At 64.2% G+C, this 16,510-nt stretch carries 13 protein-coding genes and 1 pseudogene; 7 read left to right on the top strand and 7 right to left on the bottom strand.

The features are described from left to right. Positions 1 to 350: 350 nt before the first annotated feature. The 3 genes from QF034_RS14865 to QF034_RS14875 all read left to right on the top strand — a co-directional run bounded on the left by QF034_RS14865 (position 351) and on the right by QF034_RS14875 (position 5,524). Positions 351 to 1,961 (top strand): ATP-binding protein, encoded by a 1,611-nt coding sequence (locus tag QF034_RS14865; protein ID WP_307175417.1) that lies wholly within the window; start codon positions 351 to 353, stop codon positions 1,959 to 1,961. Further along, the gene (locus QF034_RS14870; protein WP_307175418.1) at positions 1,958 to 4,954 is read left to right on the top strand and encodes a Z1 domain-containing protein; all 2,997 of its coding nucleotides are present in this window, start codon (positions 1,958 to 1,960) and stop codon (positions 4,952 to 4,954) included. The genes QF034_RS14865 and QF034_RS14870 overlap by 4 nt, the downstream gene beginning before the upstream one ends. 102 nt (positions 4,955 to 5,056) lie before the next feature. Beyond that, on the top strand, positions 5,057 to 5,524 hold the full coding sequence (locus tag QF034_RS14875) for a very short patch repair endonuclease (RefSeq protein ID WP_307175419.1): 468 nt from the start codon (positions 5,057 to 5,059) through the stop codon (positions 5,522 to 5,524). Here QF034_RS14875 and QF034_RS14880 read toward each other — a convergent pair. From QF034_RS14880 to QF034_RS14895, 4 genes are all read right to left on the bottom strand, one after another. Further along, positions 5,450 to 6,805 carry a DNA cytosine methyltransferase gene (locus QF034_RS14880; RefSeq protein WP_307175421.1) on the bottom strand — a complete coding sequence of 452 codons (1,356 nt, stop codon included), beginning with the start codon at positions 6,803 to 6,805 and terminating at the stop codon, positions 5,450 to 5,452. The genes QF034_RS14875 and QF034_RS14880 overlap by 75 nt on opposite strands. A gap of 385 nt (positions 6,806 to 7,190) precedes the next feature. Further along, positions 7,191 to 8,996 carry a DEAD/DEAH box helicase gene (locus QF034_RS14885; RefSeq protein WP_307175422.1) on the bottom strand — a complete coding sequence of 602 codons (1,806 nt, stop codon included), beginning with the start codon at positions 8,994 to 8,996 and terminating at the stop codon, positions 7,191 to 7,193. Continuing rightward, positions 8,993 to 10,426, bottom strand: coding sequence for a ParB N-terminal domain-containing protein (locus tag QF034_RS14890; RefSeq protein ID WP_307175423.1), 1,434 nt, complete (start codon positions 10,424 to 10,426; stop codon positions 8,993 to 8,995). Before QF034_RS14890 ends, QF034_RS14885 begins: the two co-directional genes overlap by 4 nt. A 60-nt stretch (positions 10,427 to 10,486) precedes the next feature. Beyond that, the gene (locus QF034_RS14895) at positions 10,487 to 11,188 is read right to left on the bottom strand and encodes a KpnI family restriction enzyme N-terminal domain-containing protein (protein WP_307175424.1); all 702 of its coding nucleotides are present in this window, start codon (positions 11,186 to 11,188) and stop codon (positions 10,487 to 10,489) included. Positions 11,189 to 11,545: 357 nt separating this feature from the next. Here QF034_RS14895 and QF034_RS14900 point away from each other — a divergent pair, with 357 nt between their 5' ends. Both QF034_RS14900 and QF034_RS14905 read left to right on the top strand, forming a co-directional pair. Continuing rightward, entirely contained in the window at positions 11,546 to 12,487 is a 942-nt protein-coding gene (locus QF034_RS14900; RefSeq protein ID WP_307175425.1) for a hypothetical protein, read from the top strand. A 109-nt stretch (positions 12,488 to 12,596) separates the two neighbouring features. Continuing rightward, positions 12,597 to 13,259, top strand: coding sequence for an HAD family hydrolase (locus QF034_RS14905; protein ID WP_307175426.1), 663 nt, complete (start codon positions 12,597 to 12,599; stop codon positions 13,257 to 13,259). A 52-nt stretch (positions 13,260 to 13,311) separates the two neighbouring features. On the opposite strand, the gene QF034_RS14910 is transcribed toward QF034_RS14905, so the two are convergent. After that, positions 13,312 to 13,944: an ATP-binding protein gene (locus tag QF034_RS14910; protein WP_307175427.1), complete on the bottom strand. Its 633-nt coding sequence runs from the start codon at positions 13,942 to 13,944 to the stop codon at positions 13,312 to 13,314. A gap of 218 nt (positions 13,945 to 14,162) precedes the next feature. On the opposite strand from QF034_RS14910, the gene QF034_RS14915 reads away from it, so the two are divergent. Both QF034_RS14915 and QF034_RS14920 read left to right on the top strand, forming a co-directional pair. Next, a complete protein-coding gene (locus QF034_RS14915) occupies positions 14,163 to 15,008 on the top strand; it encodes a helix-turn-helix domain-containing protein (RefSeq protein WP_307175428.1) in 846 nt (281 codons plus the stop codon). Then, positions 15,009 to 15,308, top strand: a complete 300-nt coding sequence (locus QF034_RS14920; RefSeq protein WP_307175429.1) for a DUF397 domain-containing protein — start codon at positions 15,009 to 15,011, stop codon at positions 15,306 to 15,308. Between the two features lie 393 nt (positions 15,309 to 15,701). Here QF034_RS14920 and QF034_RS41505 read toward each other — a convergent pair. Together QF034_RS41505 and QF034_RS14925 are read right to left on the bottom strand one after the other, a co-directional pair. After that, positions 15,702 to 16,061: pseudogene (locus QF034_RS41505) on the bottom strand (helix-turn-helix domain-containing protein); the annotation flags it as partial. Positions 16,062 to 16,110: 49 nt separating this feature from the next. Then, positions 16,111 to 16,509, bottom strand: a complete 399-nt coding sequence (locus tag QF034_RS14925) for a VOC family protein (RefSeq protein ID WP_307175430.1) — start codon at positions 16,507 to 16,509, stop codon at positions 16,111 to 16,113. Between the last annotated feature and the right edge of the window lies 1 nt (position 16,510).

Genomic DNA, 16,510 nt, shown 5'->3' on the forward strand with positions numbered 1-16,510 from the left:
AACGCAGCGCAGCGGAGTGAAGCGCCCTTGAGGCGGGGCGTGGAGGCACGACACTGGCCAGGAAGCGGGCGGCTCCAACCTGCACTTGGACCCGGCACCGCTGCTGACTTCCCGCAACCAGCTCGGGCCTTTCGGACTCCACACAGCCAGTCGCAGATCGTGGATGCGGACAAAGCGGGATATCGACGGAACATCCATGGCCAAAACTATTGAAAAATAACGGACTTATCGCCCCTGTTCAGCATCCACCTCCCCCTATGTCCAACCTTTGCAGTACCGTCACACTCTCCGTTGTATGTAAGGGGCTGCTACTTCGTGAAGCAGGTCCTGACCTGTGCATTTGAGGAAGCATGTCCTACACGTCCGGCACCGACTGGCAGTACGACGTCCCCACGACCGGCAGCACGCACTTGCCACCAGATGCGGGCTACGGCAGGGCTCTGACCAACCAGGGCTACGGTTTCGAGGTCGCCGTCGCCGACCTCATCGACAACTCCATCGACGCCGGCGCCGACAAGGTCGTCGTGCACTTCCTGCGTGATGCCGACCGGATCCTCACACTGTTGATCATCGACAACGGCAAGGGCATGGACGAGGCAGGCCTGGACGCCGCGATGACCGTGGGGCGCCGCCGTGACTACGGCGAGGGTGCCCTGGGCATGTACGGCACAGGCCTGAAGGCCGCTTCGCTCTCCCATGCTTCATCACTCACCGTTGTCAGCCGCACCAGGCGAAGCCGAGCTGCAGGGCGGCGTCTTACGGCAGAGGGCATCGAAGACAGCTTCCGCTGCGACACCGTCGACCCGCAGTACGCGCAAGATCTCGTAGACCGTTACGACGGGGTCATCGAGTGGCAGGGAAACATTGTGCGCTGGGATGGCGTGCGGGCCTTTGAAACAGTCGCGCGCGGCCAGAGCGACCAGTTCCTGTCCAAAGCGATCTCCCGCCTTGAGAGCCACCTTGGCCTCTATCTACACCGCTATCTGCAGAGCGGCCTGAAACTCGACATCGCAGTATGGGACGTGAGCAGTGGGGAGCGCGGCCTCGGCGAAGAAGTGGATCACATCGCCGTAGAAGCCCTGGACCCCTTCGGGTACAAGGTGCCGGGCAAGCCGGGCTACCCCCGGGAGTTCATGGCCCCAGTGGAAGGCCTGGGGGACCTGCGCCTCACCGCCCACATCTGGCCTGCCAAGTCCAAGCAGGCAGGCTTCCGCCAGATCGGTTCACTCACGGAAAGACAAGGCTTCTACTTTTATCGGAACGACCGCCTCGTGCAGGCGGGAGGATGGAACGGCTGGCGGGACCCTGAAGGGCACCATGTTCTCGCCCGGGTCGCTGTCGACCTTCCGTCTCGCGAGAACAACGTCCTGAGCCTCGATGTCAAGAAGGAGAGCGTCACCGTCACTCCAGGCTTCACGGACGGCCTCGATAAGGCGGTGGACTCCAAGGGGCACACGTTCCGGAGCTACGTGTTGGATGCCGAGACCGCCTACAGGGACGGTTCGAGGCGAAGCGAGATCGTCCGCAAGCCTGTAACTCCCCCGGGCAAGGGCCTGGATCCCAAGGTCAAGCGAGTCATCAAGGAAGAACTGCCTGAGAAACCGGGCGAGGAACCGATCACCTTCACCTGGGGTGTGCTTCCCCCCAACCAGTTCTTCGACCTTGACCGCGAGCACAATGCGGTCATCCTCAACAAGGCCTACCGGGAAGACTTCAACGACGGGAGGCGCGGCGGCGCGAACGACGCCCCGGTCACGAAGACCTTGCTGTTCCTGCTTCTTGAGGACTGCTTCGGGCTGGGCCGCTGGGAGCGTAGTCGCCAAGACCGTCTGGACTACTGGAACACCATCCTCCTGGCTTCAGTGGACGCACAGCGTACGCGAGTGCGCAACAACTCTCCTGACACCAGCGCGCAGTCATTCCTGTTTCCCCTTGATGCGACCGAGGACTTCTTCACATGAGCGACACCCCAGCCAACGTGCTCGTCGAGATCCACACCCACGCACTGGCCGGCATGCTGAACGTCCCCCGGCACTTCGCGCGTTGGGCCGCCGTTGCAGCCGACGAGGACTATCCCGACGCTGACCTGAGCGAGGAACTGTTCCGGACCTGCCTCGTCGACGGCGACGAGGCACTCAGAGCCCTGTGGAGCCGTCACCTCACCGCCTGGGACTTCGCCGAAGATCCTCAGTGGGCGCTAGCAATACCAGCCCGCACCGATGAACGGCGTACAGCCGTGTATGACCGGCTGCGGTTTGGAAGTGACCTGCGGAAAGCGCTGGATGACGCCGTACCCGTGGCGAAGATCCCGGGTCCCACAGTGATCACGCGTGATTTCACCCCTTGGTACACCCCCGAGCGAGCAGCCGCCCGTTCCTTCTATTGGACGTCGTACGAGCAGAAGCTCCGTGCCAAGGGCTGGTCCGATGCCGCGATCGCCAGCCTCGATGAGGCAAGCCGGGCAGTTGTTGAACGCCTCACCGATCCAGAGCAGCTGACTGCTCGGCAGGCGAAGGGCTTGGTCGTCGGATACGTGCAGTCAGGAAAGACGGCCAACTTCACTGGCGTCACCGCCAAGGCGATCGACGCCGGCTACCGCCTCGTCATCGTGCTGGGCGGCACGCTCAACCTGCTGCGCGCTCAGACCCAGCGCCGCCTCGACATGGAGCTGATCGGGCAGGAGAACATCCTGCGAGGCGCGGACATCACGGACCTCGACTCCCTCGTGGGCGTGGACTACGTAGGCGACGACGACGCGGACTGGGACGAGTTCGTCCGACACGGTGCACGCCCGTCTGTGCTCGGTGCGTTCGACATCGAGCGTCTGACGACTCGCGACAACGACTACAAGAGCCTGGCGCAAGGCATCCGGGCTCTTGAGTTCGAGAAGCGCGAACCGACCCGCCCTCTGCATGATCCAGCGAACCTCCACCACGCGGCGGCTCGCATCCTGGTGGTCAAGAAGAACAAGTCCGTTCTGAGCAAGCTTGTCAAAGACCTCAAACAGATTCACGGACTGCTCGGTGAGCTGCCTGCCCTGATCATCGATGACGAGTCCGACCAGGCGTCCGTGAACACCTTGGACCCCAAGAAGTGGGAGCAAGGCAGCACTGAACGCACGGCCATCAACGGGCTGCTCTCCCAGCTCCTGAAGCTGCTTCCGCGCGCGCAGTACGTTGGCTACACGGCTACCCCCTTCGCCAACGTCTTCGTTGACCCCGGTGACGACGAGGACATCTTCCCCAGCGACTTCCTGATCTCGCTGCCTCGACCCTCTGGGTACATGGGCGCCCAGGACTTCCACGATTTGGACTCGGCGATACCTCGGCATGAGCGCACTTACGCCAACTCCCAGGAGAAGGCGCACATCCGGGACATCTGCGAGTCCACGGGCGACCGCCTTCAAGAGGCCATCGACGCATTCGTCCTGTCTGGTGCGCTGAAGCTGTACCGAGCCGACCACGGTGTGGATGACGGCCCGTTCCGGCACCACACGATGCTCGCTCATCAGTCGGTGCGAAAGGACGATCACGCGGATCTCGCGTTGCGTGTTAATTCCATGTGGCATCAGGCGGGTTACAGCTCGGCGGCCGGCCATGAGCGCCTTGCTGCGCTGTGGGCTTCCGACTTCGCTGCTGTCAGTGACGCTCGCGCGTCAGATCTCCCCGCTCCTGCCTCCTATGAGGAACTACGCCCCTACGTCAATGTCGCACGTCAGCGCATCGGCTCAGGCGGTCAGCCAGTCATCGTCGTCAACGGTGACTCCGACCGCTACTTCGACCAGCTGAACCTCGACTTCGACCGGACACCACACGTCTGGAAGATCTTGGTGGGCGGAACGAAGCTCTCTCGCGGTTTCACCGTGGAAGGCTTGACCATCACCTATTACCGGCGCACCACCCAGCAGGCGGACACCCTGATGCAGATGGGACGCTGGTTCGGCTTCCGGCCCGGTTACCGGGACTTGGTCCGGCTCTATATCGGACGGGAGGAGCCTTTCGGCCGCAACAGGTACGCCGATCTGTACGAGGCCTACGAAGCGATCTGCCGTGACGAGGAGACATTCCGGGAGCAGTTGGGCCAATACGCCGTAGTGGTCGATGGTCAGCCCCAAATAACACCCATGCAAGTGCCTCCTCTTGTGGCACAGCACCTGCCCTGGATCAGACCTTCGGCCCGCAACAAGATGTTCAACGCGGAGCTGGTGGAGATCCGGTCACCTGGCCGTCCCATTGAGCCCGCGTCGTACCCAGAGAACAACGCGGCGCTCAAACGGAACACCGAGCGCTGGCGCCCCTTGCTGGACTCGCTCAGCGCAGGCCCGGCTACGTTCACCAATCCACCAGACGATTCCACCTCGCTCACGCGAACCTTCGAGGCGCTTACCGGGACCATCTCCCACAGGGACCTTGTCAGTGTGCTGTCTCAGCTCGAATGGGAACGTCCAGGGCACTTCGACCCTCATCTGACCTATCTCAGCCAGCTCGACGGCACGCTTGCCAGGGTGGACGACTGGCTGCTCATATCCCCCCGTCTGGCCGCGAGCAAGCGCATAGAAGCCCGCGTGCTTGGTTCGCTGCCGTTGTCCCTCGTCCGCCGAACTCGGCAGGCCGGCAAGACCTCCTTCGGCCGCATCGCCAGTGTCGAACACCGCACTGCTGCACAGCGCCTGATCGATGCGGCACGCTCGTCGGCTGAGGCGCACCCTGGTGGCAGCACCGGCATCGGGGCTAAAACAGGGGTGGCGCTCCTGTACCCCGTCGTGGAGGGAGACAGCCACAGTGACGTGCAGGCCGTCGTACGGAACGGCTCGGCCGACCCGTCGAAGATCGTGATGGCCTTCACCCTGATCCCGCCGACCTCAGCGGTTAGCGCCGACCGGCGCCTCGTGCGTTTCCGCGCTAAGAGCTCGCGCTACGCCTCCGAAGCAACGATCGCATCCGGTTCGTCCTGAGTTCCGATGGCTTCAGCGCCACGGCCGCCCCGTTTTCAGGGCGGCCGTCGGAAGCAAGCCCAGGTGCCCCGCGGCGGCTCACTGGGGTCTACCCTCTGATGCGTGTCCGAAGACCCACCATGGGAAGCGCCGCCAGGTTCCTGGGCCTCGTCCGCGGCTCGCCGTCGCAACATGCAAGCGATCCGGAGCCGCGACACAAAGCCTGAACAGCTCATTCGCCGCCTAGTGCATGCACGAGGTCTGCGATACCGCGTAGCCGCGCGTCCACTGCCAGATCTTCGCCGGACAGCTGACATGGTCTTCCGTCCCGTGAAGGTCGCCGTATTCATTGACGGATGCTACTGGCACGGATGCCCGGAACATTACGTGCCACCCAGGACAAACTCCGGTTACTGGTCGGACAAGGTGTTGCGTAACATCGCGCGCGACCGCGACACTGACCGGCTTCTTGAAGAGGCAGGGTGGCTCGTGCTCCGTTTTTGGGAGCACGAGCCGTCAGACGCCTGTGCGGACAAGATCGCTGCGACGGTTAACCGACGACGGCATGCTACTGACATGGGGTTGACCTGATACCGGCAAAGCCATCTGTTCCGCCGGTGGCACAGCCGGAACGGAGTTCCTGGCCTCCAGTTCATACTCGCGTAGAAGTTCATCCCGACACTCCGGACGGAGCGCTGCCGCAATAGCACGCCCTATCGCCTCGGCAACCGGAGGCGGAAAAGCATTCCCAACCTGGCGGTACTGAGCGGTCTTCCTCCCCTGGAATTTCCAGTCCGGCGGAAAACCCTGGATAAGGGCAGCCTGTTCCACAGTCAACATGGGGCCAGCGGGACGGAAAAGGTCCCTCTCCGGGTCGCACTTATCGGGGTTGTTCGCAAGCCCCATCCCGTCTACACCTAGAGCTTCCCAGGCCCGCTTGGCTCTGGTTGGCCCCAGATCCGCCCCACCGTGCTTCCTCGACCCACCGACCAGAGTCGGAGCGACTCCTCTGCCTAGCTCAGCCGCCCTAGAAGCTTTGCGAAGCCAATCCTGGAAGACATCCTTGCCAGTGCGCTCGCCTGGCTTCGCCTGCTCTCCGTGCACATTTTTCGACCAGTATTTCCGGCAGCGCGCTTCCATGCTGGCGGAAAGTTTCTCGACTACTGTCGCCTGCTTGCCCTTGATCTTGGACGGCCAGATAAATTCAGATCCAGAACGATCTACTGCGTCTTCGTGAAGCACCACCAAGATAGCCCGCGGGCGGAGCTGAGGGACACCAAAATTACTCGCATCAATTCGGCGCCAAACCTTCCGCATAGCGCGGTCTTGCTCTTCAGCTGACCAACTCTTCTTGATTTCCGGAACCACATACCCTAGGTCGCGGAGTTCACCCAGGATATCTCTGCGATAGTCGATGAAAACCTCCGGGGGCTCCAAGATGCCCCGGACGTTCTCAATCATGACCGCTTTCGGCATTAGGTCGTCGATGATTTGCAGGGCAGCCGGGAAAAGGTCACGCTCGTCATCCTTTCCCAGCCGCTTTCCCGCCAGCGAGAAAGGCGGGCATGGCACGCCGCCAGCCAGCAGGTCCAGTCTCTCCTCGCCGAGCCCAAGATTCATGCGCACCTTGGACGTGAGAAATTCTTTGACATCCATGGGCTCAAGGGCGTCGGTGTGCTCCTTATCCCATCCCGGCCAGCCACCGACGTTTGCCCGGAGAGTGCTCACAGCATGAGGATCCCATTCCACGAGAGCCAGATGATCGAACCCCGCGTAATGCAGCCCAACAGCCTGTCCGCCCGCACCGGCACAGATCTCCAGCGAGGTCAGTGGCCGGGTGAACTGCGGACGCTCACGACCGCTGGCGCTCATAGCGTTCCTTCCAGGAGTGACTCAAAACTGATCCCAAGTGTCCCAGAGACCATGATCACTTGCTGGCTCTTGAGCACTCGACACCCACGAGTCTCCCACTGCCTCAGCCCTGGCCACCGAGGGGGCCAGGGCTGAGGTCAAGGAACACTTCTCATCCTTGTGATCTCACTCACCAAACTTCTCGCCAAGTACTTCCCCGCCGCCGTCGCTCAAGCCGGTTGCTGTCCAGGGTCCTCCCTCTGCCCGCCCCGGTCGACTCGTCGCAGAACCAGGCCGGTCGGCCATGGCAGCAGCCACCTGCGGGATCTGACTGTCCGAACTCAGAAGCGGTCGACGAGTAGCCGGTGAACCGTCCAGCTCGGCCTCAGCCGAAGCGGATGCCGAGCTACGCACCGCCAATGTGCCGCAACAGCGCCTCAATGTCACCCGGCGCGAGCCCAGCTGCCACGGAAGGCTCTTCCTCCAGGTCAGCCAGCTGCTGGACCGTGGGGTCATCAAGGATCTTGCCCATGAATTCGAGCTTCTGGTCCATGCGGATCTCGACCACTTCGTCGATCGTCTTGCGCGCCGCTATCACGGTGACTCTCGTTTCCGTGTCCGGAGCGAGGCCTAGCCGGTGGATCCGGTCAAGGCTCTGGAGGTAACGGCCGGCCATGAAGTCCCGGTCCACGTAGACGGCATCGTGGCACACGTGGTGGAGACTGATCCCCTCGCCCAGGGTTGCCGGGTTAGAGATCAGCACCATGCAACTGGGGTCTTCACGGAACCGGCGCAGTTGCTCATCCCGGTCGGGCGTGCCGCCGTACACGACTGCCGGACAGTACTTCTCCAGCATCTGCGCCAAGGTCGTCAGGCTGCGTACGAAGGTCGTCCAGACCAACGTCTTGCGGCCCTGCGCGGCGTTCTCAGCGACGATGGCAAGTGCTTCCTTGTACTTCGGTGAAAGCTCGTAGTCGGGAAGGTTCTGCATAAGCGAATACAGTGAGCTGCCTGCCGGGATCTCCAACGGAGGCAGCTGGTAAGCCAACGGCTCGTACTTGGTTGCGCCTTCCAGCAGCAGGGCCGGGCTGGTCGCCGCCATCAAGAGGCGTAGCGCTGTCTTGCCGAGCGCGCTGAGATCATCACGAGCGTTACCGGCAGCCATGCCTCCCTGCACAGAGCTGTAGATCTCGGCGTGCAGGTCAGGCATATCGACGTAGCGCATCCGCAGGGTCATCGGTGGGAGGCCGAGTTCCTGTTTAGTCGTACGGGCGAACAGTGGCCGCAGGACCGTGCTCGCGTATGCGAGATCTCCGCCGGCCACCGCCCGGGTGACCGCCCGCTGGCCGTGGCCCGGCCAGACGAAGCCCAGAAGGTTTTCCAGGTCCTTTGAGCCGTTCGGGGCCGGTGTTCCGGTCAGGATCAGCCGGCGTTCCGCGAGCGGGCCCAACGCCATACACGCGGCGCCGTACGTACCTCGGGCACCGAGCTTCATGCGGTGCGCCTCGTCCAGGATGATCATCGAGGGGGCGGATTTCAGCCAGTTCGCGAGCAGTGGGAGCGATCGGTCGAGCCGCTCGTAGTTGACGATCAGAACTTCTGCCCACTGGTCGAGGGATCCATCGAGGACGTGGGTGCGCAGCGGGTAACTGAAGCAGACGGCAGTCTCGTAACGCCAGGACTCGTAGGCCGACTTGGGACAGACGACCAACAACCTGCTCGCGGCACCTTGAGCCCGCTGGGCGGCGTATACGGCGAGCGCCACGCGGGTCTTGCCGGCCCCAGGCACGCTGAAGTTCGCCCCATGCCCGAGCGAAAGCAGCTTGGCGATGTCCCTGCGCTGGAAGGAGTTGAGGTCTTCCTGCCAAGTGTCTCCAAGGAGGCTCAGCACGTCGTCGGCGGCGACCTCCGGGAGTGCTCCGGAGTCGGCCAGCCGCTCCTCGACCAACCTGGCGTCCTTGACTACTCCGGATACAAGGTTCCGGAGGTCCGTAGACCACTCAACCCCGGCCGGGTCAGGCCAGCTGCTGAGGACGGGCAGGTTCGCGAGGAGTTCGTCCAGCGCCACTGAGGCGGAGAGCGGGCCCAGCTGGCCGCCGGTACGGAACCGGGCAACCAACTGGACGAGGTCCTGCCGGTATTGGTCGGTGGTCCGCAGGACCACACAGGTACGCGAATCGTCGAACTCGAGGTGCAGGGACGTTTCCGTCACGTGGTGCCCTCCGCGGTGACGGCGGCGAGGAGCCAAGAAACGCCGTCACCAGGGTTCGGGATGCCGCGCCCGGCCTGCTGGGCGAGCTTGCGCAGGCTGCCCTGCAGCTTGAGCACAGCCTCGTCGAAGGCCTCCTCGTCCAGGCTGTTCGAGGTACGGGCCTGGACCAGCTCGATGACGCACTGGTCGATGTTGGCGCACGCGTCCGCCAGCCGGGCAGGCGCGAGCTGCTTACGCTTGCGGACCCGGGCGTCGCGGCCGTGTTTGTCGATCGCCTTATCGAAGGCTTCCGTGGCCTGGTCGAGCAGCGCCTGGGCCGAAGCCTTCTCGCTGTCAGGCACTCCCGCCGTGGTATTGCGGACAGTCGCCGCCGCCCGGAGGATGCGGTCGTTCAGGGCACGGGCCGCCGACACGGCCGACGAGGCGGCCGGCACGTCCAGGTCCAGCCCGGGGATGGACACCGACTCGGGCTGCGCAGCAGTGCCGCTGTCCGCCAGTTCCGCCGGCAGCACCTCCTCCAGGTACCCCTCTTCCAGGAACACTTCGTCGATGTGACGCACGTCCGTCTTTGAGAAGTTCAGCAGGATCGCCGCCAGACGTCGCTCCTTAAGGATCTCGGCCTGGTCCCGGTCCAGGTTCTCCAGCTTCACGTAGAGCCGCTGGAGTTCCTTGAGACGCTCCTGCGCTCCCTCCCAGTCCACCAGCCGCAGCGCGACACCACCGCCGCTCGCGCTGCGGTCGTTCAGCTCCTTGATCACGCTGAGGATCCACCGCTCCTGGTGGTACGTCGCCGGCCGGATCCGGAATTCCTTGGCGATTTGCTCGGGAGTCCGCCCCAGCGCCGCCTGCTCCTCCATGGCGATCAGCCGGTTGACATACGAGTAGTCGCGCCGCTGGTCCTGGCGGAGCTGAAGCGCCAGCTCTACGGCATCGATGTCGGCCTGGGTGAACGACGGGGGAAGTACGCCAACCCTCATCGACTGCTTACCGAGCTCCCGCAGGGCGACGGCGCGCGTGTTCCCGTTTACCAGTACACCGTGATGGGTGACCAGCCCGGGTTCATTTTGGCCGAACTCCCGCAGGTCTTCCTTCAACTTGTCGAAGGCAGGATCCCTCAGGTCAGGGTCGGAGGGCATCGCTTGGAGCAAGCTGCGCAGATAGTCCTGGCCAGCCTCCCCGTAGGGGTCCTTATCCAAGTTCTGGTCCTGATCCGGCTTGTGGCTGCGCTGGGCGCGGATCCTGTGCGTACCAGGGTTGAGGTAGAGATCGCTCAACGGGAGGTCGATCACGTCGACATGTATCTGCTGCCCGTTCCGGTCAACCGTCACGGTTTCCCGGGTGCCTCCAGCGGCCTTCGCCTCCTCGACCCTCTTCTTGATCAGTTCACTGAACTGTTCCGCGCGCGGCGGCGGCGGGAACACCCGCACCATGTCTTTCCCCGTCCCTTTCTGTCGCCGGTCCTGTCAGCTGCTTTTGCCGGTCAGTTTCGATCAACCGGTCATGTCATCGATAGCCTGCGCCACCGCGGCACGCGACTCCTGGGGCAGCGTCCGGTAGATGCCCCAGAGCCTCTCAAGCGGGCTGAACGACCGCTGGTCGGCCTCGATCCACTTGGCGAAGAGGCGCTGCTCCAGCGGGGCAAGAGCTTCTACGAGTTCCAGCACCGCCCCGAGGTCGACCTCCCGGTCGGGGCCGCCCCCCGTCCCGCACCTCTTGCACTCGGTGACGAGCTGGTGCTCGACGGTCCCCTCCGAGTGGAACACCTTGCGGCGGGATACGTTGAGCTTCGCAAGCTCGATCCCGCCGCCATCTTCGTACGCCTCGCCGGCCCCGATACCGCACGACCGGCACAGGTGGTTGTCGTCCTGAAGAACCTTCGCGCGCTGGGCGGCGGTAAGGCTGGTCTTGTGCTTCGGCGTCTTCGACTTGCCGGGGATCCAGACATCGGCCCCTCTGGTCACGAACCGCTGTTCCTGCTGGAGCAGGGAGGGGTCATCACGACTCGTGTCGATCCGCCAGCCGTGATCGCGCAGGTCCCGTAGCCTGCGGTCGATTTGCGCGACGTCGGGGAAGGCCTCACGCAGCTGAGCCTTGGTGAAGATCTTGTTCTCCCCCACCTCGGTGACCAGCCACAGCGCGGCCCGCACCATGCTCCCGAACTTCTCGTCCCGATAAGACGGGATTTCTACCATTAATGGCCTCCGTGAACTCGCCAGCCCGCCCCACGAGACACGCTGTCAGTCAGTTTTGGAGTGTGCAGCATCAGTTACTAGCAGTGCGCACTTGAACTCCGAAATCCCCCGCTCCACTGCGGCTCCTCCAGCAGCTCACACCATGACCCGGAGGAAAGTCCAGCCCCTTTCCTGCTTGCTCGGGTAAAGCAAGTGCCTGGCTGCTGACTTGCTCAGAAAGTGGCAAGTCGGCCCGTCAGAAAGCAAGAGAAACGAGGGTGTTGCGGGCGGGGGCTGTCAGGCACAATTGCCAGACGGGAAACAGGCCTTGGGGCTTGGATTGCTTGGCACAGACGCAGCCCAGGAGGGCAGAACCGCATGACATCAGGGGGAGGCCGTCAGCCCAACGGCGGCTGGCTGGACAGACCGCTCAACGACAGCAGCCGCCCACGAAAACGGGAGCTGGCGCTGGCCATCCGGTCCCTGTGCCGGATACTGAGGGCCGAAGACCCGGCTAAGTCCGGCGAGGGGCCGCCGAGTCAGGCAGAAGTAGCGAAACGCCTGCACAGCAATGCAACCTCCCTGTCGCGCTTCGTAAGCCCTCACCATCCCAGGGTTCCCAACCCGCGCTTTCTTGAGGACTTACACAAGGCGGCTAGCGCGGATGCCGCCGCCAGCGGCCAAGAGGTCGGCCTCAGTCTTGCTGCGTTGCAAGCTCTCCGTGCCAGCGCCGACGGCGAGAAACGGGGCTGCAAAGGCTGCGTAGAGCTGGGCGTGCGAATCGATTCCCTCACCCACCAGCTCAGCGCCCCCTGCCCGGCGTGCACGGCCTACCAGCAGGAACGGGAAGAGAACGCCGCCCAGCTTGCGGCCCGCAAAGGTGAAGTAACGACCCTCCGGGCCGCGATACAGGCGATGCAGACCACCGAAGCCGACCTTCGAGCGAGTCTGGCTATGGCCAAAGCTTCCAGAACTCCGCTGCCGGTCCCCCATCGGCAGAGGGACCGGCAGCGGAGCAAGAAGGAAGTGGCCGTCGCGCGCCAGTTGGCGGCACAGGCGGGGGACTTGGATAGCGCTGGGAAGCAGGACGCAGCACTGACCATTCTCCGGCAGGGCACGACAGAGCTGCTGAGTCCGACCGAGACCGCGCTGGTCATAGTGGAGCTGAGGCAGCAGGAGCGGGATCACCTGGCCGACAACCTGATCCACGTCTATGGCCGAGACCAAGAGGACAGGCACGTCATGGCAGTCGCACTGAAGCTGCATGAGGAAGGAGCGGCGGACGACGCCGGCTCCGTACTGCGGGCCGCTCTGAGGTAGTCCGCCGGCATCCCACAGGTCATACCGTGCCGTTCTGGTGGGAGCGTGCCCAGGTGTCAGGCCGCCAGGCCCAGCCGAGGTCTTGTCGCGCCTTGGATAGCCTTCTCACATGATTCGCGCAGTGGTCTTCGACGTCGGGGAGTGCCTCGTGGACGAGACCCGGGAGTACGGGACTTGGGCCGACTGGCTGGGTGTACCGCGGCATACCTTCCACGCAATGTTCGGGGCCGTGATCGCCCAGGGCCGCGACTACCGGGAGACGTTCCAGGAGTTCCGGCCCGGCTTCGATCTTTACGAGGAGCGGGAGAAACGGGCCGCTGCCGGACAGCCGGAGAGCCTTGGCGAAGAGGATCTGTACGAGGACGTCCGCCCAGCTCTTCGGCAGCTCCGGGCCAACGGGCTCTGGCTCGGCATCGCCGGCAACCAGACTGTCCGCGCCGGGGGGATCTTGCGGGCGCTGTTCGCCGACGACGTCGACTTGATCGGCACGTCCGACGACTGGGGCGCCAGCAAGCCTGACCCGGAGTTCTTCAAGCGGGTCGCCGGCGCCGTGCCGTTCGAGGTCGGCGAGATCCTGTATGTCGGTGACCGGTGCGACAACGACATCCGGCCTGCGGGACATGCGGGTATGCACACGGCGCTTGTGCGTCGCGGGCCCTGGGCCACCATTCAGTGGAACAGTGCCGAGGCCTTGGAACTACCGACCTTCCGTATCGAGAGTCTCACCGAACTCCCGCACTGTGTGAACCAGTTCAACAACGCTCTGCGATGAACGTCGTCCTCAACTACCAGTACAGGTGGCGCCCGCAATCCACGTGCCTGCATCAGGCAGCCTCCGACTCGGCCTCGTAATGCATTTGAGCACGATCGAGAATGTCGTCCGGATCGTGACCGCGGGCGCTGGTCCAGTGGAGCAGATCAGCGATCAGCTCGACCGCTGACTCGACAAGGCTCACCTCTCGGCCTCGCCCGTGCTGGCCTAGCCCGCGCGCGGCACCCTCGTAGTTTTCGAGTGCCTCCACAGCCCGCTCGATACGGCGGCAGCTACGCCCGCCGTTAAGGGGAATCTCGCACCAGACGGCCTTGCCTGCCGCAGTTACTACGGTGCCCCAGGCCACTGCCATCGCCGCAAGCAGATGCAGGCCACGGCCGCACTCATCACCGCATCCCGCCTCCCTGATGACGGGGATGACCGAGCTCTTGTCGTGGACTTCGAGGCGTAGGCACTCCGCCCTCCTCTCAAGGATCAAGGTCGCCGACGTCCCTTCACCAACGTGCTTAACGACATTGGTGGCCAGCTCCGCAACGAGGAGTTCTGCTTCGTCAGCGACGACCGGCATCCCCCACCGGCTGAGCTGCTGGACGGCTGCTCTCCTCAGCAGGCGCACCTCCGCCGGCGCCGCTTCGAAGGGCAGTACGCAGCGCAGTCGCGACTCCGTGACCTCGTAGCCAGGCATACCTGTCCTCCCTCCCTAGCCACGCAACACGCTTGATCACGCCGTATCCGTACGGCTGCGCTGCGTAGCGACCGGGAACGAGCATGGCACAGAGAAATCTCACTGTGTAACTTCTCATGAGAATCTATCGGGTGAACCTGGTGGTGAGCCGACTTCACCGCTGCCTAGCCTGATGGGCGTCCTCCGGGCTGAGGCCCGGCACATGGCGAAGGAGCCTCATGCCCGAACGGAGCACGACACGACGCCGCCAACTGGGCGCCACCATGCGCAAGTTGCGCTCCCGCACGGGGTTGACGCTTGAGGAAGCCGGGCGCCTGGTCGGTGTATCGAAAGCGACCGTCAGCCGGTACGAGACCACGGCCGGACCGGTCAAGTGGATCGTCGTCGACGCGCTCTGCCGTGAGTACGGAGCAACCGACGCTGAGCGGCGAGCAGTGGTCAACCTCGCCAAGAGCGCCAAGGAGCAGGGCTGGTGGAGCTCTTTCGCCGACTCGATCCCGGAGAGCATGAACCTGCTGCTCACCCTTGAGGACGAAGCAGTTCGTGAGAACCACTTCTGCTGCGTCTACGTCCCTGGACTCCTACAGACACGCGACTACAGCACAGCGCTCCAGAAGGCGAACGAAGTTCCCTTGGAGTCGGCAGAGATCGAGCGGCTCGTCGACATCCGCATGAAGCGGCAGGAGATCCTGACCCGCCCGAAGCCGTTGCACCTGTGGGCGATCCTCGATGAATCGGTGATCCGCCGCGTGGTCGGCTCGCCGGCGGTCATGAGGGAGCAGCTCGACCGGCTCCTCGAAGCCAACGAGTCCCCTCACATCACCCTCCAGGTACTGCCGTTCTCCAAGGGGGCCCACGCTGCCGCCCTGGGCAGTTTCGTCATCATCGGCGGCCCCGAACCGGCCCTCGACGTCGTGTACGTCGACTTCCACACGGGCTCCCTCTTCCTGGAGAAGGAAGAGGAACTGGAGCGATACAGACTTGCGTTCGAGTACCTGCGCGCACAAGCGTTGGACATGGAGGCTTCCTCCGCCCTGATCCATCGCGCCCGCAAGGAGCTTTGAATGCCCGCCAGCCCCCAGACCGCCTCCGAGCCGCGGTGGTTCAAGTCGTCTTACAGCGGCGGCAACGCCACCGAGTGCCTGGAGTGTGCCAACGTGGTTCACGGCGCGCTCATACGCGACTCCAAGTACGACCACCGGGGGCCTATCGTTTCCATCGGTAGCGAGGCGTGGGGTCGTTTTATAGGTGCACTGAGTGGTGCACACGATCAAGCTGATGCCGCTTGTCACAGAGACGCTGCCAAGAAGCTGTTCGGTAGGACTCTCACCTCCTGGAGCAGCGGCCGGGCGACGCCTTTCTAGACGATGGACTGCTAGTTGTGGCGTCTCAGGACGTTGGTTCCACGGCGTCCTCGAAGGTGAGCTGCTGCGGGATCGTGCCGAGCGGCTTCGGTGGCTGGTCGAACACGATGCGGTAGTCGCTGCCGGAGGTCCGGTTGATGGGTGGCCGGCCTCCGAGCGCGGAGTTCGGGCGGTGCCGGGACCGGTGCGCTTGGAGGCCCGTGCGGCTTCGGTGCCGCGGTCGTGCATCCGCCAACCACCACCGGCGGGCATGCGACCGAGCTTCTTGACGTCGACGTGGACCAGGTCGCCGACGCGGTCGTGCTCGTAGCGGACGACTTCGCGCAGTTGCTCGCCGGTGGGCAGATCGAGGTCGCGCAGGCGGCTGAGCCCTCGCCGGACGAGGACTCGGTGCACCGTGGCCGGTGCCACGGTGGTGCCGTGCAGCCTCTCCAGTTCGGCGGCGAGCCGGGCGGGCCCGTACTTGGTCTGGCGCCGCAGCGCCTCTACCAGATCGGCGATGTCCTGGCTCGTGCGGTTGGGGCTGGCGATGGGCCGCGAGGAACGATCCATCAGGCCGTCCTCGGCGTGGGCGAGCCAGCGGGCGTACCACTTGGCCATGCAGCGGCGGGAGATTCCTGCTTCCGCAGCGACGTGTGCGATCGGACGTCCGACATCGGCCCGCAGGCACAAGCGCAGACGTCCTTCGGGGGTCAGCGGTGCGTTCCGATGTCCCCTGCTGGTGGCGCTCCTGGACTCGGCGGCCGCGTTCACCGGGAACCCTGGGATCTCGGGGCTCCCGCGTGAGCGGCTGTGCGTGGCGTCAGCGTGCGAACTTTTCGATGGCCTCCGGGGTGACGGGGGTGAAGAAGTTGACGAGGTTGCCGTCGGGGTCGCGGAACAACAGCGACCGGTTGCCCCAGGGCATCGTGGTGGGCTCGTTGACGAAGTCGGTGACGAAGCCGGTCAGGGTCTGGTGAACGCGGTCCACGTCGTTGACGAGGAACTCGGTGATCACGCTGTGGTTGTCCGCCGGGCGGGCAGAGCCCGGGGCGAACAGCGGGACGGTACGGGTGCTGGCGATCGCGAGGGTTGCGCCCGCGGTCTTGAGTTCGGCGAAGTCCTCGGTGACCCGTATCGCCTGCATCCCTGTAGCTCGCTCGTAGAACTCGACGAGGCGTGCGACGTCGCTGGTGATGATGCGGATCGAGACGAAGTCCATG

The organism is Streptomyces africanus, from assembly GCF_030816955.1.
Lineage (GTDB): Bacteria > Actinomycetota > Actinomycetes > Streptomycetales > Streptomycetaceae > Streptomyces > Streptomyces africanus.

Excerpts from the sequence above, each read along its gene's own strand:
- QF034_RS14865 (WP_307175417.1), top strand. The coding sequence starts at position 351 with ATGTCCTACACGTCCGGCACCGACTGGCAGTACGACGTCCCCACGACC.
- QF034_RS14870 (WP_307175418.1), top strand. The coding sequence starts at position 1,958 with ATGAGCGACACCCCAGCCAACGTGCTCGTCGAGATCCACACCCACGCA.
- QF034_RS14880 (WP_307175421.1), bottom strand. The coding sequence starts at position 6,805 with ATGAGCGCCAGCGGTCGTGAGCGTCCGCAGTTCACCCGGCCACTGACC.
- QF034_RS14890 (WP_307175423.1), bottom strand. The coding sequence starts at position 10,426 with ATGGTGCGGGTGTTCCCGCCGCCGCCGCGCGCGGAACAGTTCAGTGAA.
- QF034_RS14895 (WP_307175424.1), bottom strand. The coding sequence starts at position 11,188 with ATGGTAGAAATCCCGTCTTATCGGGACGAGAAGTTCGGGAGCATGGTG.
- QF034_RS14900 (WP_307175425.1), top strand. The coding sequence starts at position 11,546 with ATGACATCAGGGGGAGGCCGTCAGCCCAACGGCGGCTGGCTGGACAGA.
- QF034_RS14905 (WP_307175426.1), top strand. The coding sequence starts at position 12,597 with ATGATTCGCGCAGTGGTCTTCGACGTCGGGGAGTGCCTCGTGGACGAG.
- QF034_RS14910 (WP_307175427.1), bottom strand. The coding sequence starts at position 13,944 with ATGCCTGGCTACGAGGTCACGGAGTCGCGACTGCGCTGCGTACTGCCC.
- QF034_RS14915 (WP_307175428.1), top strand. The coding sequence starts at position 14,163 with ATGCCCGAACGGAGCACGACACGACGCCGCCAACTGGGCGCCACCATG.
- QF034_RS14920 (WP_307175429.1), top strand. The coding sequence starts at position 15,009 with ATGCCCGCCAGCCCCCAGACCGCCTCCGAGCCGCGGTGGTTCAAGTCG.
- QF034_RS14925 (WP_307175430.1), bottom strand. The coding sequence starts at position 16,509 with ATGGACTTCGTCTCGATCCGCATCATCACCAGCGACGTCGCACGCCTC.